This window comes from Leifsonia lichenia (assembly GCF_054780215.1).
This window is the reverse complement of sequence record NZ_BAAGWT010000001.1, coordinates 889,438-908,894: the sequence shown is the minus strand read 5'-3', so window position 1 is coordinate 908,894 and position 19,457 is coordinate 889,438. Positions and strand designations below refer to the sequence as shown.

19 protein-coding genes and 1 tRNA gene are annotated in these 19,457 nt (G+C 69.3%); 8 read left to right on the top strand and 12 right to left on the bottom strand.

Annotated elements, in window-relative coordinates; translation table 11 throughout:
- Positions 1 to 23: 23 nt before the first annotated feature.
- Both ACYVGI_RS04295 and ACYVGI_RS04290 read right to left on the bottom strand, forming a co-directional pair.
- Positions 24 to 1,574: an ABC transporter substrate-binding protein gene (locus tag ACYVGI_RS04295; RefSeq protein WP_460631412.1), complete on the bottom strand. Its 1,551-nt coding sequence runs from the start codon at positions 1,572 to 1,574 to the stop codon at positions 24 to 26.
- A 58-nt stretch (positions 1,575 to 1,632) separates the two neighbouring features.
- Positions 1,633 to 2,421 (bottom strand): DUF427 domain-containing protein, encoded by a 789-nt coding sequence (locus ACYVGI_RS04290; protein ID WP_460631411.1) that lies wholly within the window; start codon positions 2,419 to 2,421, stop codon positions 1,633 to 1,635.
- A 159-nt stretch (positions 2,422 to 2,580) separates the two neighbouring features.
- Between ACYVGI_RS04290 and ACYVGI_RS04285 the strand changes: the two genes are divergently transcribed.
- Genes ACYVGI_RS04285 through ACYVGI_RS04275 form a run of 3 tightly spaced genes read left to right on the top strand, consistent with a single transcriptional unit; the run spans position 2,581 to position 6,289 of the window.
- The gene (locus tag ACYVGI_RS04285) at positions 2,581 to 3,636 is read left to right on the top strand and encodes an LLM class flavin-dependent oxidoreductase (protein ID WP_460631410.1); all 1,056 of its coding nucleotides are present in this window, start codon (positions 2,581 to 2,583) and stop codon (positions 3,634 to 3,636) included.
- Positions 3,633 to 4,967 carry an LLM class flavin-dependent oxidoreductase gene (locus ACYVGI_RS04280; protein ID WP_460631409.1) on the top strand — a complete coding sequence of 445 codons (1,335 nt, stop codon included), beginning with the start codon at positions 3,633 to 3,635 and terminating at the stop codon, positions 4,965 to 4,967. Before ACYVGI_RS04285 ends, ACYVGI_RS04280 begins: the two co-directional genes overlap by 4 nt.
- The gene (locus ACYVGI_RS04275) at positions 4,964 to 6,289 is read left to right on the top strand and encodes an NtaA/DmoA family FMN-dependent monooxygenase (RefSeq protein ID WP_460631408.1); all 1,326 of its coding nucleotides are present in this window, start codon (positions 4,964 to 4,966) and stop codon (positions 6,287 to 6,289) included. The genes ACYVGI_RS04280 and ACYVGI_RS04275 overlap by 4 nt, the downstream gene beginning before the upstream one ends.
- Here ACYVGI_RS04275 and ACYVGI_RS04270 read toward each other — a convergent pair.
- From ACYVGI_RS04270 to ACYVGI_RS04245, 6 genes are all read right to left on the bottom strand, one after another.
- A complete protein-coding gene (locus ACYVGI_RS04270) occupies positions 6,210 to 7,163 on the bottom strand; it encodes an EamA family transporter (RefSeq protein WP_460631487.1) in 954 nt (317 codons plus the stop codon). The two genes, ACYVGI_RS04275 and ACYVGI_RS04270, sit on opposite strands and share 80 nt — an antisense overlap.
- 44 nt (positions 7,164 to 7,207) lie before the next feature.
- The gene (locus ACYVGI_RS04265) at positions 7,208 to 8,527 is read right to left on the bottom strand and encodes an NtaA/DmoA family FMN-dependent monooxygenase (RefSeq protein WP_460631407.1); all 1,320 of its coding nucleotides are present in this window, start codon (positions 8,525 to 8,527) and stop codon (positions 7,208 to 7,210) included.
- Between the two features lie 11 nt (positions 8,528 to 8,538).
- Positions 8,539 to 9,897, bottom strand: a complete 1,359-nt coding sequence (locus tag ACYVGI_RS04260) for an O-acetylhomoserine aminocarboxypropyltransferase/cysteine synthase family protein (RefSeq protein ID WP_460631406.1) — start codon at positions 9,895 to 9,897, stop codon at positions 8,539 to 8,541.
- A gap of 181 nt (positions 9,898 to 10,078) precedes the next feature.
- A tRNA-Gly gene (locus ACYVGI_RS04255) sits at positions 10,079 to 10,149 on the bottom strand.
- Between the two features lie 44 nt (positions 10,150 to 10,193).
- On the bottom strand, positions 10,194 to 10,733 hold the full coding sequence (locus ACYVGI_RS04250; protein WP_460631405.1) for a DUF6611 family protein: 540 nt from the start codon (positions 10,731 to 10,733) through the stop codon (positions 10,194 to 10,196).
- A gap of 100 nt (positions 10,734 to 10,833) precedes the next feature.
- The gene (locus ACYVGI_RS04245; protein ID WP_460631404.1) at positions 10,834 to 11,250 is read right to left on the bottom strand and encodes a hypothetical protein; all 417 of its coding nucleotides are present in this window, start codon (positions 11,248 to 11,250) and stop codon (positions 10,834 to 10,836) included.
- Between the two features lie 102 nt (positions 11,251 to 11,352).
- Between ACYVGI_RS04245 and dcd the strand changes: the two genes are divergently transcribed.
- From dcd to ACYVGI_RS04230, 3 genes are read left to right on the top strand one after another with little or no spacing between them, the layout of a single operon-like run.
- The gene (dcd, locus tag ACYVGI_RS04240) at positions 11,353 to 11,958 is read left to right on the top strand and encodes a dCTP deaminase (protein ID WP_460631403.1); all 606 of its coding nucleotides are present in this window, start codon (positions 11,353 to 11,355) and stop codon (positions 11,956 to 11,958) included.
- Between the two features lie 35 nt (positions 11,959 to 11,993).
- Positions 11,994 to 12,521, top strand: coding sequence for a hypothetical protein (locus ACYVGI_RS04235; protein ID WP_460631402.1), 528 nt, complete (start codon positions 11,994 to 11,996; stop codon positions 12,519 to 12,521).
- On the top strand, positions 12,482 to 13,570 hold the full coding sequence (locus ACYVGI_RS04230; RefSeq protein ID WP_460631401.1) for an alpha/beta hydrolase: 1,089 nt from the start codon (positions 12,482 to 12,484) through the stop codon (positions 13,568 to 13,570). Before ACYVGI_RS04235 ends, ACYVGI_RS04230 begins: the two co-directional genes overlap by 40 nt.
- Positions 13,571 to 13,706: 136 nt before the next feature.
- Here the strand turns inward: ACYVGI_RS04230 and idi are convergent, their stop codons facing one another.
- On the bottom strand, positions 13,707 to 14,258 hold the full coding sequence (gene idi, locus ACYVGI_RS04225) for an isopentenyl-diphosphate Delta-isomerase (RefSeq protein ID WP_460631400.1): 552 nt from the start codon (positions 14,256 to 14,258) through the stop codon (positions 13,707 to 13,709).
- Positions 14,259 to 14,346: 88 nt separating this feature from the next.
- Here idi and ACYVGI_RS04220 point away from each other — a divergent pair, with 88 nt between their 5' ends.
- A complete protein-coding gene (locus ACYVGI_RS04220) occupies positions 14,347 to 14,793 on the top strand; it encodes an SRPBCC family protein (protein WP_460631399.1) in 447 nt (148 codons plus the stop codon).
- 93 nt (positions 14,794 to 14,886) lie between these two features.
- Here the strand turns inward: ACYVGI_RS04220 and ACYVGI_RS04215 are convergent, their stop codons facing one another.
- Genes ACYVGI_RS04215 through ACYVGI_RS04205 form a run of 3 tightly spaced genes read right to left on the bottom strand, consistent with a single transcriptional unit; the run spans position 14,887 to position 18,165 of the window.
- Positions 14,887 to 16,269 carry an extracellular solute-binding protein gene (locus ACYVGI_RS04215; RefSeq protein WP_460631398.1) on the bottom strand — a complete coding sequence of 461 codons (1,383 nt, stop codon included), beginning with the start codon at positions 16,267 to 16,269 and terminating at the stop codon, positions 14,887 to 14,889.
- 46 nt (positions 16,270 to 16,315) lie between these two features.
- Positions 16,316 to 17,173: a carbohydrate ABC transporter permease gene (locus ACYVGI_RS04210; protein ID WP_460631397.1), complete on the bottom strand. Its 858-nt coding sequence runs from the start codon at positions 17,171 to 17,173 to the stop codon at positions 16,316 to 16,318.
- Positions 17,170 to 18,165 (bottom strand): carbohydrate ABC transporter permease, encoded by a 996-nt coding sequence (locus tag ACYVGI_RS04205; RefSeq protein ID WP_460631396.1) that lies wholly within the window; start codon positions 18,163 to 18,165, stop codon positions 17,170 to 17,172. The genes ACYVGI_RS04210 and ACYVGI_RS04205 overlap by 4 nt, the downstream gene beginning before the upstream one ends.
- A 173-nt stretch (positions 18,166 to 18,338) precedes the next feature.
- Here ACYVGI_RS04205 and ACYVGI_RS04200 point away from each other — a divergent pair, with 173 nt between their 5' ends.
- Entirely contained in the window at positions 18,339 to 19,454 is a 1,116-nt protein-coding gene (locus ACYVGI_RS04200) for a glycerophosphodiester phosphodiesterase family protein (RefSeq protein ID WP_460631395.1), read from the top strand.
- The last annotated feature ends 3 nt before the right edge of the window (positions 19,455 to 19,457 follow it).

Below are 19,457 nucleotides of genomic sequence, written 5' to 3'. Positions count from 1 at the left end.
CTCCAGGTGGGGGATGCGGCGAATCAGCCGGTGATGGTGATGCCGGCGAACGAGTAGCCGGTGTAGAAGTCGAGCGCTCCCGGGAACTGGCCGTGCACGCGCTTGTTCTGCAACACCTTGGCCTTCGCGATGGTCGGGACGATCACCGCGAGGTCGTTCCACTGGGTGGATGCGATCTGGTTCACCAGCTTCTGGCGGGTCGCCTCATCCGTCGCCTTGTCGTAGGCGGCCGAGGTCGCCTCCAACTGCGGGTTGGAGTAGTGCGACGCGTTCCAGGCCGCCCCCGCGGTGAAGATGAGGGAGATGTACTGCGACGGCGCGCGCACGGCCCAGTTGGTGATGGTGAGCGGGGCGTTCAGCCACGGCGAGTCGGCTCCGTCGGCGTAGTACTGCGCGCTGGTGAGCACCTTCAGGCCGACCGTGAAGCCGGGCACGGCGTTGAGCTGCTGCTGGAGCACCTCGCCGTAGAGCTTGTTGTCGGTGGTGATGTCGAAGGAGACCGTCTTGCCGCCGAGCAGGTCGGCCACCTTCCCGGCGTCCTTCTCGCGCTGCGTGAGGCCCTCCGGCTGCACGGGGTAGTCAGGGAAGTAGGTGGTGTCGTTCGCCACGACCGCGTTGCCGCCGTAGACGTTCTTCACGAGCCCCTTCCTGTCGATCGCCCACGCGACCGCCTGGCGCACCTTCGGGTCGGTGAACGGCGCCGCGGTGACGTTGAGGAAGATCCCGTCGAACTTGTTGTAGCCGGAGCTGACCTCGGTGTAGTCGGACGCCTTGACCGCCGCCGCCACCTCGCTGGACTGGTCGATGCGGTCGATCTCGGCCGCCTGGAAGGCGAGCAGTTCGGCCTGGGTGTCCGAGTACACCTTGAGCTCGACGCCCGCGACCTTGATGTCCTTCGCATCCCAGTACTTGGGGTTTCTGGAGAAGGTCGCGCCCTGGCCGGGGGTGAACTGGTCGAGGACGAACTGTCCGGCTCCGACCGGGTGCTTCAGCCAGTCGCCCGGCGTGTAGCCCGCGGGCAGGATGGCGGTGTTCGCTCCGGTGAGGAGGCGTGGGAAGTCCGAGAACGGCCGGGCGAGGGTGAACACGACCGATTCGTCGTCCGGCCCTGCTGCCGCAGAGGTGAGGATCCCGTCGAACGAGCTCTTGCCCGGCGACTTGCTGTCCGGCCCGATGATCGCCTGGAAGGTCGAGACGACATCCTTGGCCGTCACCGGCTTGCCGTCGTTGAACTCGGCGCCGGCCCGCAGCTTCACGGTCCAGGAGAGCCCGTCGTCTGACGGCTTCCACGAGGTCGCGAGGCGCGGCACCAGGGTGCCCTTCGCGTTGAGGCTGATGAGGCCCTCCGAGGCGAGGCCGGTGAGGAGCATCGCGTTGTAGTCGGCTGCGGTGAGCGGGTCGATGTCGCCGCCCGGATCGGTGATCGGGATGCGGTACACGCCGCTGGCGCCGCCCGCGGTCGAGGTCGCGGCGGGGGTGGACGACGCGCAGCCTGCGAGGAGCAGGGCTGTTGCGGCGATGGTCGCGGCGAGTGCTGTCACGCGGCGACCGGAGCTGGTCTTCCGGAATGTCATGTCGGGTCTCCTGGATGGGGTGGGGGTGGATGCGGGGCGGATGCGGTGGGGCTGGGACTCATGCGCCGTCGACGGTGAGGTCGAGGCGCTCCGTGTAGAACGCGATGCGCCCGCCGATGGCGATCACGTCGGTCTTCGGATCGCCGTACGACCAGGCGACGTCGTCGAGCGAACCGTCGGCGAGACTCCAGTACTGGGTGGTGTGGCCCTTGTACGGACACTCGCTGACGGTGTCGGTCTCGACGAGGGCGTCGAGGTTCACGTGCTCCGGCGGGAAGTAGTAGCGCGGGATCAGGCCGGTCTCGTAGACGACGACGGTCTCTGTGCTGTCGGCGAGGACCACGCCGTCTCGGGATGCGGTGACGCGGCGGCTGGTGGGGAGCGCATCCACCCGGCTGAAGGGATCCCGTGGATGCGCGAACACCGGCTGCTCCTCCTCCAGCCAGCGATCGAGCACGCCGGGGAACCAGCTGACGCCGAGGAAGCCGACGAGCTCCGGCACGTCCCAGCTCCACGCGGCGTGGCGGATCACGCGGTCGCCCAGGCGCAGGTCGTACCACTGCGCCGGCGGGCGACGCGGGCGGTAGTAGCCGAGGTTCTCGGTGGGCGCCGCCGTCTCCTGAAGGAGGTCGGTGCGGACATCGGCGAGGGGGAAGCCGTACTCGGGCACCTTGTGGGTCGGCTCCCAGACGAGGATCTGGTCGCGGCTGTCCACCACCGCCGTGTCGCCCACGAAGCCGCGCACCCAGCGGCCACTGGGCTGGAAGCTCCACGTGTCCGGGTAGGAGGGGAACCGCTGCACGAGGGTGTCGGTGACGGCGGGAAGCCGGGTCTGGTCGTTAGGCATGGACGGAACCTTCACGCCGAGGCGGCAGGGAGCACCAGCCCCGACGACACAGAAGGTCATTTCCGACATATCCCGCAACATTGCGCGCGGGCTCTTGCGGTCGTGTGGCCCAATGGCCCCTTTCCATCGAGACAATCGAGACCAGAAACGGAGCAACCGGTGACCGAACGCATCGTTGACGTTCCCATTCAACTCGGGCTGTTCGCCCACTTCGCGGAGGAGTCGAGCGAGGCGGAGTCGTATCTCGAGTTCCTCCGGCTGTACGAGCACGCCGAGGAGGCGGGCTTCGACTACGCCTGGGTGCGGCAGTTCCATTTCCGCAGCTCGGGAAGTTCGCGTTCCGGTGGTCTGCCGTCGCCGTTCGTCTTCCTGGCCGCTCTCGCATCCAGGACGGAACGGCTGCGGCTCGGTACGGCGGCGGTCACGCTCCCGCTGGAGAACCCGCTGCGCGTGGCGGAGGATGCCGCGGTGCTCGACGCGATCAGCGGAGGGCGCCTGGAGCTCGGCGTGGCGAATGGCTTCGGCGCTCCGGCGGTGACCGAGGCCCTCGGACGCGACCTGCCGGAGGACAGGGCGGAGCGGAGGGCGGCGTTCCTGCGCTCGCTCGACACGCTGCTGTCCGCCCTGCGCGGCGAGCCCGTCACGGCGGACGGGCACACCCTCGCCCCGACCGCTCCCACGCTCGGCGAGCGGATCTGGGAGGCGACGCTGACAGCGGAGAGTGCGCGAGCGGCAGGCGAACGCGGATACGGCGTGCTGGTCGGGACGACGCAGACCGTCCCGGCCGAGGCGACGGCTGAGGCCTACCTCTCGGGCCTGCCGGACGGTGTCGCTCCGCGGCTCGGGCTCTCGACCCTGATCCTTCCCGGACGCACGAGAGAGGAAGCGCTGCGCGCCGCGGAAGCGGGGATCGAGCACAAGTGGGCGTGGGGCAAGGACTTCCTCCCACCCGCATCCACGCTGGCGGAGAAGGCGTCGTCGATCGGTCTGCACTACGGGACGACGGACGACATCGTCGAGTCGATCGCCGCGCAGCCCGCGTTCCGGTCGACCACCCTCCTGCAGGTGCAGCTCGAACTGGTCTACGCGAGCTACGCCCAGCGGCACGACGCGCTGGAGCAGATCACCCGGGAGATCGCGCCGGCGCTCGGCTGGACGTCGCCCGCGCTCGCCGGAGCCGCGCCCGCGCCCGCGCTCGCCGGAGCCGCGCTGTGAGCGCCGATCGTCACCCGCTCATCCTCGGGGCCGGGCTGTTCTACCCGGGAGGCGAGCACATCACGGGATGGCGGTCTCCCGCGGCCGAGCCGACCCGGTACCTCGACCTCGACTACTACGCCGAGTTCGCGCAGACGGCGGAGGCGGGCAGATTCGCGACGGTCTTCCTCGCGGACGAGCTGTATGTCTGGGACCGCTACGACTCCGGTGTCGACCACGGCGTCAACGTGCGACCGGAACCGCTCACCCTGCTCTCCGCGCTCTCGCAGCTCACGACGAAGATCGGCCTGGCCGCCACCATCTCCACCACGTACAACGAGCCGTATCACGTGGCCCGCAAGCTCGCGTCGCTCGACTACCTCAGCGATGGCCGCGCCTCCTGGAACCTGGTGACCAGCGCCAGCGACGAGGACGCGAGGAACTTCGGCCGCGACAGCAACCTCGACCACGCGGTGCGCTACCGCAGGGGCGAGGAGTTCGTGGACGTGGTCAACGGCCTCTGGGACAGTTGGGACGACGACGCGTTCCTCCACGACAAGGCGAGCGGATACTTCGCGGACAGGGACAAGCTGCACGTCCTCGACCACGAGGGCGAGTTCCTCTCGGTCAGAGGGCCGCTCAACATCCCGCGACCGCCGCAGGGGCACCCTCCGCTGTTCCAGGCGGGCGCATCCGAGGCCGGCCGCGCGCTCGCCGGTCGCACGGCGGATGCGGTCTTCACGTTGGGCTCGGAGGATCTGGGCGCCGGGCGGCGGCTCTACCGCGACTACAAGCTCCGAGCGAGGAGGGCCGGACGCGACCCGGAGGCCGTGCGGGTGCTTCCCGCGCTGCAGCCGGTCATCGGCCGCACCTTGGCAGAGGCCGAGGAGAAGCTGCGGCACATCGAGGAGCTCACCCCCGAACGCCTCGCGCTCGACCTGCTCTCGCACTGGCTGGGGGAGGACCTCGGCGGTCGCGACCTCGACGAGCGGTTCGAGTTCGACGCCGACCTGGCCGGGTTCAACCAGTCCAAGTCGCTCTACTTGTCCATCCTCGCCCTCCTGAAGGAGCGGGACTACACGCTGCGCGAGCTGTACCGCACGGTGCTCAGGCGTCGCTTCGTGATCGGTACGCCGGACTCGCTCGCCGCATCGCTGGCGACCGCGTACACCGAGCGGGCCGCGGACGGATTCATCCTGATGTTCCCGACGCTGCCGGACACGCTCACCGACTTCGTCGACGAGATCGTCCCCCGCCTCACCGACCGCGGCGTCTACCCGGCCGAGTACACCGGAGACACGCTCCGCGAGCACCTGGGGCTCGCCCGACCGGAGAGCAGGTACGCAGCATGACCCGGCGCATCCACCTGGGCGCTTTCGCGTTCCACCCGGGCGGCGCCCACGTCACGGGATGGCGGCACGAGAGCGCCCGGCCGGAGCGTCACCTGACGATCGGCCACTACAAGCACTTCGCCCAGACCGCCGAGCGCGGGGTGTTCGACACGATCTTCCTGGCAGACGGGCTGTACTTCTGGGACAGGCACCCCTCGGGGATCGACCACTACGGGCAGGTCCGCCTCGAACCGCTGACCCTGCTGTCGGCGCTCGCGGTGCACACCGAGCACATCGGGCTCGCCGCCACTGTCTCGACCACCTACAACGAGCCGTACCACGTCGCCCGCTCGCTCGCCTCGCTCGACCACCTCAGCGGTGGACGGGCGGCCTGGAACCTGGTGACCTCGCGGTACGACGAGGAGGCGCGCAACTTCGGCGGCGACAGTCACCTCGACCACTCCCGCCGCTACGAGCGCGGCGAAGAGTTCGTGCGCACGGTCGAACAGCTCTGGGACAGCTGGGACGACGACGCGTTCCCCGCCGACAAGGAGAGCGGGATCTTCGCGGACCGCTCCCGGCTGCACACCGCCGACCATCGCGGCGAGTTCTTCACCGTGCGGGGACCGCTCAACATCGCACGGCCGCCGCAGGGTCATCCTGTGCAGTTCCAGGCGGGAGGGTCGGCGGCCGGTCAACTGCTCGCCGCGCGCACGGCCGACGCCGTCTTCGCCGGGTACCGGCCGCTCGCCGAAGCGCAGGCGTTCTATCGCGGGCTGAAGGATCAGGTGGCGGACGCCGGGCGCGATCCGGATGCGTTCCACATCCTGCCGACGCTGCAGCCGGTGGTCGGCCGCACCCGCTCGGAGGCGGAGGACCTCGCGGGCGAGCTGCTCGCATCCACGCCGGATGCGCTGATCGTGGAAGACGTCTCGCACTCGATCGGACAGGACCTCACCGGCCGCTCCGCGGACGAGCCGATCGACTTCGCCCCGCAGGTCGACACCCCGAACGAGTCGCGGTCGCCCAACCGCCGGGCGGAGGCGCTGCGCACGGAGGGCGGGCCGCGCACGCCGCGCGAGGTCTACGCCCAGACGTTCCGCGACGGCATCGTCGTCGGCACGGCGCAGGACGTGGCAGACGCCATCGAGGAGCAAGTGGATGCGCGGGCAGCGGACGGCTTCATCGTCCAGTCCCTCACGCTGCCGCTCAGCCTCGATCGGTTCGTCGACCTGGTGACGCCGGAGCTCCAGCGCCGCGGGCTCACCCCTGAGCGTTACGAACGGGGGACGCTTCGCGACCGCCTGGGGCTCGCGCGTCCCTCCCGCGCCGTTCGAGCCTGACCAGCGCGACGCCGGCGAGGATGCACGCCCCGCCGGCGAGCTGGCGCGCATCCGGTTGCTCGCCGAGCAGGAGCCAGGCGAGCACGACGGCGAACACCACCTCGGTGAGCCCGGCGAACGAGGCGAGGCGGGAACCGAGCAGGCGCGAACCCGCGATGCTGAGCGAGTAGGCGGCCGCCGTGGCGACGAGGGCGACGACGGTCATCGGCAGCCACCAGGGGATGGTCGCTCCGCCGATGATCGCTGGTGCGTCCGAGACGGTGAACGGGAGCAGGCCGGTGACGCCAACCGCGAGCGTGGCGGCCGCGCCGACGAGGAGCCCGGCGCTCACCAGCGCGATCGGGGGGAGCCCGGGGGTCGGGATGGCGGACAGGAGGTAGTACCCGGCGAGGCAGGCGGCCGCGGCGAGGGCGAGTGCGATGCCGCCGCCGTCGAGCGCGGAGCCTGCGCCGATCCCGATTCCGTCGAGGCCGACCACGAGCACGAGACCGGCCACGCTCAGTGCCGCCCCGGCGACGACGGTGCCGCGGACGGGCGCCCTGCCCGTGATCCAGCCGAGCAGCACGATCAGCACCGGAGCCGAGTACTGGATGAGCAGGGCGACGGCGATCGGTAGTCGCTGGATGGCGGCGAAGTACAGCACCTGCGTTCCCGCGACCGCGACCAGGCCGTACGCCAGCACGAGACGCCACCGGCGAAGCAGCTGCATGAGGTCGCCGCGCAGAGCGACCAGCGCCGCGGGCAGGAGCACGACCCCGCCGATGGTGACGCGGACGGTCACCGCCGCCGCGGGCGACCATCCCGCATCCATCAGGGGTTTGAGCAGGATCCCGCTGGTGCTGAACGACAGCGCGGCGGCCAGGGCCGCGAGCAGCCCGGCGCCCGCACCCCCACGCGTCGCGCGGATCGGAAGGCCGATCAGAAGTCCGAGAGGTTCGCGTGGATGCCGCCGTCGCCGTACTCGCGGCGGAGGACGCCGCGACGGCGGAGGATCGGCACCAGCTCGTCCAGGTTGCGGTGCAGCGTCACCGGGTGCAGGTCGCCGGAGAAGATCAGGCCGTCGTTGTCCGCGTCATCGCCGAGCTCCTCGATGAAGTCCGCGATCTGCTCGGCGGTGCCGACGAAGCCCTCGCGGTCGGCGATCTTGCCCTTGACGGTCTTCGGCGCGATGAGGTCGCGCAGCGTGACCCCATCCCGGATCCCCTGCTTGCCGAACAGCCCTTTGATGCTGCCTTGCGAGACGTGGTCGCCGAAGATCGAAGCGTCGAACGGCTCGTCCAGCGACAGCGAGTTGAGGTCGGTCTCCAGGTCGCTCGACTGGCCGAGCAGCACCCGGTACAGCTCTTCGTCGCTCGGATGCTTGGACGCGGCGACGACCCGGTCGGCCTCCTCCTCGCTCGACACGATCTCCGGTTTGAAGACGAAGAGGACCTTGATCGCGTCCGGGTCTCGACCGGCCGCGACGGCGGCGGCCCTGACCTTCTCGCGGTAGTCGCGGACGCTCTGCGCGTCGAGTGGGGCGAGCGCCAGCTGCACGTCGGAGTGCGCGCCAGCGAACGCGATCCCGCGCGGGGAGCCGCCGGGGGACACGATGGCCGGGTCGCCGTGCTCGAACGGGACGGCATTGAGCGGGCCGGTGACGTCGAAGTACTCTCCGCTGTGCTCGAACGCCCGGATCTTGGAGCCGTCCGCGTAGCGGCGCGTGGTGGCGTCCTCGATCAGCGCGCCGTCGTCCCAGCTGTGCCAGAGCCGGCGGATGACGGTCAGCCACTCCTCGGCCCTGTCGTAGGCGGCGTCGTGGGGGAGCGGGGGCAGCCCGAGATGGCGGGCGCTGCCGACGTCGGTGACCACGTTGATCCCGAGGCGGTGATCGCTCAGGTGGTGCAGGCTGGCGAACTGGCGGGCGGCGACGTACGGCGGGTACGCCCCCGCGTTGATGGTGGGCGCGACGCCGAGGTGACGGGTCGCATCCAGCAGGTAGGGGGAGAGGATGAGCGGGTCGTGCTTAGGGCCGCCGTACGCCTCCCGCACGCGCAGGTCGATCGTCTCGGGGAAGCCGATGGAGAGCGCGTCCTCGATGATGACCAGGTCGAGCCCCGCCTGTTCGAGTTCCCGCGCCGACTGCTGGTAGATGTCCGGCTTGGTCCAGCGGTAGTCCCACTCGTAGTACGGGTGCCCCCAGCCCTGCGGGCCGAAGCCGCGGGCGAAGAACCAGCCGAAGTGCTGAAGTCTGGCCATGAGCGTGCTCCTCAGTTGCCGGCCGCGGCGACGGCGAGGGTGGGGGTGGGTGGCGCGGCGGGTGCGGCGGGTGCGGGTGCGGCGCTGGTCGCGGTCTCGCTGACGGCGGCGAACCCGCGCGCCAGGTCGGCGACCAGGTCGTCGGCGTCTTCGAGCCCGATCGAGAGGCGCAGCAGGCCGTCGCCGATCCCCGTCGTCTCGCGGACGTCCCCGTCCAGGTGAGCGTGGGTCGTGGACGCCGGATGCAGGATGAGTGAGCGGACGTCGCCGATGTGGGTCATCCTGCTGAACAGGTGCACGGCGTCGTAGAAGCGCGCGGCGGCGGTCTCCCCGCCCGCGAGCGAGAAGCCCAGGATGGCGCCGGAGCCGCGCGGAAGGTAGCGCGTGGCGAGCGCGTGCGAACGGTGCGTCTCCAGGCCCGCGTAGTCGACGTTCGTGACGTCCTCCTGCGCCTCCAGCCAGCGAGCGACCGCGAGCGCGGTCTCCGACTGACGCCGCACCCGCAACGACAGCGTCTCCACGCCCTGCTGGATGAGGAACGCGTTGACGGGCGAGAGGACCGGCCCGAACAGGGAGGCGATCACCGACCGGGCGAAGGCGATGTACGCGCCGGCGCCATGCGCATCCACGTAGCTGGCGCCGTGCAGCCACTCGTCGGGCGCGGTCAGGTGCTGGAACGGCGACGAAGCCCAGCCGAACGAGCCGACGTCGACGAGCACACCGCCGAGTGCGGAGCCGTGGCCGCCGAGGAACTTGCTCGCCGAGTGCACAACGATGTCGGCGCCGTGGTCGCCCGGCCGGAGGAGGTACGGGGTGGCCAGCGTGTTGTCGACGATCAGCGGGATGCCGTGCTCGTGCGCGATGCCGGCCACGAGGGCGACGTCGAGGATGTCGTTGGAGGGGTTGGCGATCGACTCGCCGAACAGCACCCGGGTGTTCGGCCGGATGCGCCGCCGCCACTCGGCAGCGTCTGTCGGGTCGTCGACGAACTCGATCTGGATGCCGAGCCTGCGCAGCCCGGTCACGAACAGCCCTCGCGTGCCCGAGTAGACGCTCTGCGCCGACAGGATGTGGTCTCCCGCCTGCACGAGGCCGAGCACGGCGACTGTGAGCGCGGCCTGGCCGCTCCCCACCGCGACCGCCTCCCTGCCGCCTTCGAGGGCGGCGATCCGTCGTTCGAGCGACGCGGTGGTCGGGTTGCCCGACCTGCTGTACGTGTAGCCGGGCTCGTCGCCGCCGAACCGGTCCTCCGCCTGCGCGAAGCTGTCGAACTCGAACCCTGCGGTCAGGTAGATCGGGGTGACTCTGGCTCCGTGCGCGGCGTCGTGCGACTCTCCGGCGTGAACCTGGTCTGTGCTGAACTCGGGCATTGCCATATGTTGCTCGCTTCGGGGCCGTCGGCGCGAGAACTGTTTCGCAAAGCTACGCGGTCGGTGAGGACCGGAGCGCAGACCCACCACTGTTCGATCGTCATCCGACGGTGATATCAGCGGCTCGCGACGCTGGCAATCGATCGTTACGGTGCGTTGCGGAGGGTGGAGCGTGTTAGAGAGCGAGTGACGGGAATCGAACCCGCGCTATCAGCTTGGGAAGCTGAAGTTCTACCATTGAACTACACTCGCACGACCCAGGATCCCAGTGAATATCTGGAATCCGAGTTGGATCCTCAGCGTACCCGGTCTGTGGTTTTTGGCCAAACCGCGGCGCGCTCGGCCGACGCGGGAAGGGTGTCGTACACCGCCGCCCACTCGGCCTCGTATGCGACGGCGTCGATATGACCGCCCCGCCGCTGTGTCTCCAGGTCGACCAGCCGACGTCCGGCGGCGAGGAGGAGCTGGACGTCGCCGAACTCGCGGAGGCTCCCGCCGACATACTCTGAGGCGGCGGTGACGACATGGCACCGGATGCGCAGGTCGTGACTGAGCGCTGCCAGCACGAGGAATCCCGCGAGGTACACCGTCAGTACCGTCGCCAGGGCCAGGACGGGACCCGCGTCGCTCAGCGGGATGAGCGCGAACAGGCATCCGATGGCGCCGACGATCGGCCAGGCGTGGAAGGCGTGCAGCAGACGCCGCTCTCCGCGGCTGATGCCGGGTGGGTACACGGTCAGTCGCACGCGCTGCCAGACGCCACGGCTCAGCGGGGACACGTCGATCGTTCCCCAGAGGGCGCGGCCCTCAGTGATTCGCCTCAGGAACTCGTTCACGCCTTCAGCGTGCGCCGGTTCCGGCGCGCTCAGGCCGATCCTTGCGATGTCCTCACGGAGACGGCTGCGACGCTAACGGTTCCCTGACAGTCGCCGGGGTTCAGCGCCCGACGGCGGTGCGCAGCAGTCCCGCGATCCGCGCCTTCTCCGCATCCCCCATCCCCGTCAGCGCCAGACCGACCGGCCAGAGCTGCCCGTCGTCGAGCTTCGCCGCCTGCTGGAACTCGATCGTCGCGTAGCGGATCTTGAACTTGGAACCCGGCTTGAACGCCACGACCGTCTTGCCGTCCGCGTCGGCGTATGCGGGCATCCCGTACCAGGTCTTCGCGGCGAGCGACGTGTTCTCGGCGACGAGCGCGTGGAACGCCTCTGCGAGTTCCTTGTCGGCGCCCTTCATGGCGGCGATGGCGGCCTCGCACGCCGCGGCGGCGTCCGCGCCCTCCTGTGCGGCCTTCTTCTCGGCGACGGCCGCCTTGATGGCGGCCTTCTCCTCTTTGCTGAACGTCGTGGTGGCCATGATGCCCTCCCTTTTCTGGTCTGCACACAATCTAAGTCGGCGTCGCGCAGCATCGCTTCTCCGATCCTGCTCGATCAGCGCCGCCCCCGATAGGCTGATCCCGTGCTTCTCTCAGACCGCGACATCAAGGCCGAGCTCGGCTCCGGACGCATCGCCCTCGAACCGTTCGACGGGGCCATGGTCCAGCCGTCGAGCGTCGACGTGCGGCTCGACAGGTTCTTCCGCCTGTTCGACAACCACAAGTACCCCTTCATCGATCCCGCCGAGGATCAGCCTGAGCTCACCAGGCTGGTCGAAGTGGATGCGGACCAGCCGTTCATCCTGCACCCCGGCGAGTTCGTGCTCGGCTCCACCTTCGAGCTGGTCTCGCTGCCGGACGACGTCGCGGCGCGCCTCGAGGGCAAGAGCTCGCTCGGGCGGCTCGGCCTGCTCACGCACTCCACGGCCGGGTTCATCGACCCCGGCTTCTCCGGTCACGTCACGCTCGAACTGAGCAACGTCGCCACCCTGCCGATCAAGCTGTGGCCGGGCATGAAGATCGGCCAGATGTGCTTCTTCCGGCTCACCTCCCCGGCTGAGAAGCCGTACGGGTCGAGCGAGTACAGCTCGCGGTACCAGGGCCAGCGCGGCCCGACGGCGTCGCGGTCGTACCTCAACTTCCACCGCACCGACGTGTCGACGACAGAGGCGGGTCGCTCCGCGGGCTGATCTCGTCCGTCCCATTCCTCCTGGAGGGCAGAACCATGAGTGAGTCGACAGACGCAGCATTCGCGCGGGCACTCGTGGCGTCGGGTCCGACGCCCGTCCGGCCGCAACGGATGCAGTTGTTCGGGCAGCTCGTCGGTAGCTGGCGGGCGGAGTGCCGGTTCCTCGACGAGGAGTCCGGCGCGTGGTCCGAGTTCACCACCGACTGGCTGTTCGCATACACGCTGGGCGGCCGCGCCGTTCAGGATGTTCTGGTCGCCCCGAGCGCAGCCGACCCGACGATGACCGAAGCGAAGGGCACCACGATCCGGGTCTACGACGCGGTGCTCGGGCTGTGGCGGGTGAGCTGGTTCGGCGCCGTCGCGGGCGACTTCTGCACGCTGGTCGCGAGCGCCCACCACCGCGACGGCATCCGGCAGGACGGCACGCAGACCGACGGCCGCCCCATCCGGTGGAACTTCAGCGCCATCACAGACGACTCCTTCTCGTGGGACGGCTGGGTGTCAGACGACGAAGGAAAGACCTGGTGGCTCGAACAGCACATCGACGCCACCCGCAACGGCTGACAGCAGTGGGGCAGCGAACGCGCAAACGCTGGTACGACAGTGTCGCATCCGTCCTGTCCATCGCGGTCGGCCTCGCGCTGGCGACCCTCGCCGTCGTGGCGTTCGTCAACCCGTGGCCGTCCGCTCTTCTCATCCGCGCACTGTTCGAGCGCGGGGCGGCGCAGACTGTCGCCGAAATGGAACCGTACGCTCCGCGCAGCGGAGTGGATGCGCGACGCGACATCTCCTACGGCGACGCCGGGTCAGACACCACCCTCGACGTGTTCACGCCGGCAGGCGCATCCACCCCGCTCACCACCGTGGTGTGGATCCACGGCGGAGCCTGGATCTCCGGCGACAAGTCCGACGTCGACGCGTATCTGCGGCTCCTCGCTTCGCACGGCTACGCCGCCGTCGGCCTCAACTACACGATCTCGCCTGAGACCACGTACCCGACGGCGCTGACCCAGCTCAACGATGCCCTCGGCTTCCTCGTCGAGCACGCCGCCGAGTACGGCATCGACGCGGGCAGCATCGTGCTCGCCGGCGACTCGGCAGGCTCGCAGTACGCCTCGCAGCTCGCCACCATGGTGACCAACCCCGCGTACGCGGAGCGCGTCCGCATCGCCCCGAAGCTCACCGCGGACCAGCTCAGGGCTGTCATCCTCAACTGCGGCATCTACGACGTGCGCGGCATCCCGAACGCGCCGGGCATCGGCGGCTGGGGGTTCCGGGTGGCGCTCTGGTCGTACCTGGGCGCGAAGGGCTGGTCGCAGACCGCGGCGGGCAGGGACATGTCCATCATCGAATACGTCACCTCGGACTTCCCGGCCACCTGGATCTCCGGAGGCAACGGCGACCCGCTCACGAACAGCCAGTCGAAGCCGCTGGCGAAGAAGCTCGACGGGCTGGGGGTGGATGTGACGAGCCTCTTCTATGCGGAGGACGAGTCGCCCGCCCTCCCGCACGAGTACCAGTTCCACCTCGACTTCGCGAAGGCACGTTCAGCGCTCCAGTCGACGGTCGACTTCCTCGACACCGTCAGCGCAGAGACCACGAGTCCGCGCTGAGAGGGCGTCCCGCTGGGGGTGAATCGCCCCTCCCGGTTTCCCGGCACGGCATACGGCCGCGGTAGTTATCCACAGTCAATTACACAGGTGGAAATAATGAGGGCATTTCACTCTTTGTGGTGATGGCCCAGGATGCTCAGAGCTGGTCAGACGCCTCGATGCTGGTGTCCGCATACAGTGCAGGGAGCTGCAGGGTGAGCCACGGGCTGAACGCCCAGGGTGTCGCCTCCACCGCGCCGAGCAGGGTGCGCGGGTCCACCCAGCGCCACTCGGCGACCTCGCTCGGCTCCGGGGCGAGCTCGCCGCTGATCGTGGCCGTGTAGACGGGGCAGACCTCGTACTCGACGATGCCGCCCGCATCCACTGCCCGGTAGCGGAAGTCGGGGAGCACCACGGCGACGTTCTCGATGGCGGCGCCCAGCTCCTCGCCGGCGCGGCGGCGGATGGCGTCCTCGAAGCCTTCGCCTGGCGCGGGATGCCCGCAGAACGAGTTCGTCCACACGCCAGGCCAGGTCAGCTTGCTCAGCGCGCGGCGGGTGACCAGGATGCGCCCGTCGCCGTCGAACAGGTGGCACGAGAAGGCGAGATGAAGCGGTGTGTCCGTGGTGTGGACCGTCGCCTTGTCGGCGACACCGATCGGGGTGCCGTCGTCGGCGAGCAGGACGACCTCTTCGCGGGATGCGGTCATGTGTCCATTCTCGCCGATCGGCGGAACCCGAACGCCACCGCGGCCAGACACGCGCGGCGGTGGTCGGGATCCCCCCTATATTCGTAGCGTGCCGAAGCCAAGTGAGACCATCGTGACGGTCGACATCGCCGCGAGCCCCGACCTGGTGTTCGCAGCGCTCGCCGATCTCGACGGGTATCCGGGCTGGCTTCCGCGCACCCGCACGTCCGCGTCGGGCGCGACGGTCCGGAAGGGGACCCGGTACACGGACGCCAGCCTGATCGGAACGGCTCACGGCACCGTCGTCGAGTACGAGCCGGTGCGCCTCCTCGTCTTCCAGCAGACGGCGGCCCCGAAACGTTCCGGCGGCAGTGCGCTGTCGCTCACCATCCGCTACGAGCTGACCCCGATCGACGGCGGCACGCGCGTGGTTCGCACCGGAGCGGTGGAGGCGAGGGGCCTCATCCGCGCTGTCGGGCGTCTCGCCGCCTCCGCGATCGGGTCGGAGAACCGGCGGACCCTTCGGGTGCTGAAGGAGCACCTGGAGGGGCGGTAGCCGGGCGGAGGTGGTGGCAGCGCTCCCGGCTCGAGACGCAGACACGCCCCGGTCCTGGTGAACCGGGGCGCGTCAGGCTGCAGGTCGTGGCGGCTATTGCGCGCCGAGCTGCTGCTTGTAGTCGGCGATGGCCTGGTTCGACGCGGTCGTGGCGTCGGCGACGGCCTGCTTCATCGTCTTCGAGCCGGAGAACGCGGCCTGCATCTCGGGGATGACGGCGGCGCGGATCGCGCTGAACGCGCCCGTGAAGCAGCCGTGCGAGGCCGGGACGTCGGTGACGTGCTTCACCTGGTCGATCGCGACCTGGGCCACGGGATGGCTGGCGAGGTAGTCCTTGCGGGCCGACGAGTTCTCGAGGGCCGTGTTGGCGGGGACGTAGCCGGTCGCCTCGCTGAACGTGGCCTGCGACTTCGCCGAGGCGAGGAACGAGATCAGCTTCCAGCCGGCCACCTGCTGGGCGGGCGTCGCGGTGTTGCTGAGCCACATGGCGGAGCCGCCGACGACCGTTCCGGCCTTCGAGGTGGGCGCCGACAGGGGGAACGGCAGCGCCTCGTAATCGAACGACGTGCTCTGGGCGACCGACGCGGCGACCGCGGACGAGTTGAACATCATGGCGGTCTTGCCGGCGGCGAACGCGGTGACGGCGTTGTTGTTGTCCGTGCCGACGTTGAGGCCCACTCCCGCTTTGTAGAGGTCGGCCATCGTGCTGAACGCGGCGACCTGGCTGGGCTGGCTGAGGCTCACCTTGTCTGCGCCTTTGCCGTCCCGGCCGTTGCCTGGGGTGCAGAACAGGTTGCCGCTCGTGGCGGAGAGCTGTTCGAACCACCAGTCGTCGAACGCTTCGGCGATCCCGGCGACCCCCGTCGCGGTGTGGATCTTCGTCGCCGCCTCCGACAGGCCCTTCAGAGTGTTGAGCGATGCCGTGTCGACGCCCGCCTGCTTCAGCAGGCCGGTGTTGACGAAGAGCAGAGGCGTGGACATGTTCATCGGCACGGCGACCAGCTTGCCGCTGACGCTGTAGTACCGCTTGCCGGCGGGGGAGAGCTGACCGAGGTCGAGATCCTTCGGGTTGGCGGCCGCCATCGCCTCGGGAGAGACGCTGCGCTTCACGTCGTTGAGGAAGCCGGAGGAGATGTCGTTGCTGAGCGTGACCGTCGGCGTCGACTTGTCGCGCAGGGATGCGGTGTACTTCGCGAGCAGGTCGGGGTAGCTTCCCTGCGCGCTGGTGTCGACGTGGATCTTCCCGGCGTTCTCGGTGTTGAATTCGTCGACGAGTGACTGCAACGCCTGGGCGTTGATGCCGCCGAGGCCGTGCCAGAACGTGATGTCGGTGACGCCCTTCGCCGCGCTGAGGGCGGACGGGCCGGGGGCATCGGCCGCAGCGGAGGTGGCCGGCGCGGAGGAACCGGTGGAACTGCATCCGGCGATGGAGAGCAGAACGAGCGCTGCAGCTCCGAGGGCGATGGTCTTCTTCATAGGGTTTCTTTCGTTCGGTGCGGATAGGGGGTGGGTGGTTCGGGGGTCATTTGAGAACGCCGCGGGACATGCCGGAGAGCAGGAACCGTTGGCTGACGATGACGAGGATGACCGTCGGGATGAGCACGAGGGCGGTCCCCGCGAAGACCGCGGCAGGGGCGGTGGACTCCGAGGACACGAGCTGGGAGAGACCGACCTGCACGGTGCGGTTGGCGGGGGAGTCGGTGATGAGCAGGGGCCAGAAGAAGCCGTTCCAGGCGAACAGAGCGCTCCACATGATCGCCGTGGTGACCTGGCTGCGGCAGGCGGGCAACACGACGAACAGCAGCGTGCGGAAGTCGCCGCAGCCGTCCAGCCTGCTCGCCTCCCAGATCTCGCGTGGCAGGGATGCGAACGCCTGCCGCAGGAGGAAGATCGGGTAGCCGATGGCGAGATAGGGGATCACGATGCCGAAGATGGTGTCCCGAAGCCCCAGGTCGCTGACGAGCTGATAGTTCGGTACCACCAGGCTCTCGCCAGGCACCGCCAGGGTCGCGATGATGAGAGCGAAAGCGATGCCCCTGCCGCGCCAGCTCGGGAAGACGAGCGCGTACGCGGCCAGCGCCGAGGTGACGAGCTGAGCGAACGTCTGCAGGACGACCACGATCATGCTCGTGAGGTATTGCTGCCCCAGCGGAATGGCCGTGAGCGCCGCCGTGAAGTTGTCGAGGGTGAAGTCGCTGAGCGGCGGGAACAGCCCGTTCCGCACGAACGCGCCGGAGCGGAAGAAGCCGCTCACGAAGGTCATGTAGACCGGGAACCCGATCAGCAGCACGAGGACGACGAGCACCAGGATGCGCGCGATGTCGCTCGGGCGCATGGCGCGCATCCTGGATCGGCGTCTGATGGTGGTGGCGGAGCTCATACCGTGACCCTCCTGTTGATGAAGCGGAACTGAAGCCAGGTGACGAGCGCGACGATGAGCACCAGCACGATGGCGACGACGGATGCGCGGCCGTAGTCGGGCGTGCCCTGACCGAACGCGTACATGTAGAGCTGGTAGACGAGCGTCGTCGTGCTGGACGACGGCCCGCCGCTGGTGAGGATGCGCACCTGGGTGAACGTTTGCAGGCCGGAGATGGTCTGGGTGACGAGCAGGAAGAACAGGCTGGGGCTCAGCAGCGGGATGAGGATGGACCAGGTGAACCGGAGTCCTCCTGCTCCGTCGAGCTCGGCCGCCTCCATCACCTCGGGCGGGATGGTCCGGATGGACGCGGCGAGCACCAGGAAGGCGAAGCCGAGCTCGTACCACGCCGTTGTGAGCGAGATGGAGAAGATCGCCCAGCCTGGCTGTTCCAGCCACGGAACGGCGTCGATCCCGAGGTGTGCGAGCAACTGGTTCACGACGCCGACCGATGGTGCGAGGAGTCCGGAGAAGATGGCGGATGCGGAGGCGGCGGAGTAGGCGAACGGCAGGGAGAAGATCACCCGGAAGAGGCCGCCGCCCGGAATCCACTTCCGGAGCAGGATCACGGCGAGCAGCGCGACGCCCACCGACATCGCCATGGACAGGAACGCGATCAGCAGGGAGGTTCCGACCACCCGCTGGAATGACGGCTGACCGAGCAGCGTGATGTAGTTGTCGAGGCCGACGAAACGGGAGGCGTTGCCGAACAGGTCGGTGCCGAAGAAGCTGAGCTGGAGCCCGTTGATCAGGGGTCGGTAGATGAAGATCGCGAGGAGTACGGCCGCGGGGACCACGAACCAGGGGCCGATGCCCGTGCGGAGACGGGTGCGGCGGGTGCGTCGCGTGCGCCGGACTCCGTCACCGTGGGGGTGCTGGCCGTCGCGGCGGCGGTCACGACGGTGACTCGCTGCCGGCTCTGGGCCGGTGGCCGTTGCGATGGTTGATGTCATTTCTTCTCCTGCCCGCATCGTCGCGGGAACGTTCCCGGTGTGCATGGAAAGTATCAGAGCCCCAGATGGCGCGCAAGCGAGCCGAAGGTGAATGGGGGGTGAAGTCTGGTCGGGGGTGGTGATAATCTGAGAGACGATTCGGGAACGTTCCCGGTGACGATCAAGGAGCGACCGTGGACAATTCCGATGACGAGCGCACTGCCGCGCGAGCGCCTGGCAGACCCGCGCGGGCGGCGACCCGCCCTGCGATCATCGGCCACCGCGGAGCGAGCGGCTACCGGCCGGAACACACGGCTTCCGCCTACCGGCTCGCCTTCGCGCTCGGCGCCGACGCCGTCGAGCCGGACATCGTCGCCACCCGCGACGGCGTCCTGGTGATCCGTCACGACGCCGAGATTTCGACCACGACCGACGTCGCCTCGCGGCCGGAGTTCGCGCACCTCCGCACGACGAAGGAGATCGACGGCGTGCCGCTCACAGGATGGTTCACCGAAGACTTCACCTGGGAGCAGCTCGCCACCCTCCGCGCCGTCGAGCGGCTCGGCGCCCTGCGTCCGCTCAGCGCCTCCTTCGACGGCGCGTTCCCCATCCTCCGGATGCGTGACCTCTTCGCGCTCACCGACGATGAGGCCACCCGCAGTGGGCGGCCGCTCGGCATCGTCGCGGAGATCAAGCACGCCACCTATTTCGAGAGCATCGGGCTGCCGCTCGACGAGCTGTTCGCGGCGGAAGTGTCGGCGGCCGGGTGGGCGGACGCATCCACTCTGGTGGTCGAGAGCTTCGAGAAGACCGTCTTGGGAAAGCTCGCCCGCCGAGGGGTGCGAGCCGACTGGATCTACCTGATCGAGTCGCACGGTGCGCCTGCCGACAGGGTCGCGCGTGACGGTGCCGCGGCGCGCAGCTACGACGACGATGTCTCCGACGCCGGGTTGCTCGCGCTGGCTGCGGAGGAGGCCGGGGTGGGGGTGGACGGCGTGAGTGTCGACCTCTCGCGCATCCTGACCGCCGGGCCGGATGGCGAGCCGTCGGCGAGCGAACTGCCCGTGCGCGCCGGCGCTCTCGGCCTCCAGACGTATTGCTGGACCCTTCGCCCGGAGAACGCGTTTCTGTCCGCCCGTTTCCGGCGCGGCGCGAGCGAGGCCGACCTGGGCGACTGGCGGGGCGAGTTCGAACTCGTGCTCGGCAGCGGGGTGGATGCGGTCTTCGCCGACCATCCCGACCTCGCCGTTGCCGTCCGCGACGGGATGACGCAGCCCGCGCCGACGCGCGCGGAGGCCGCCCTGCTCTGATAC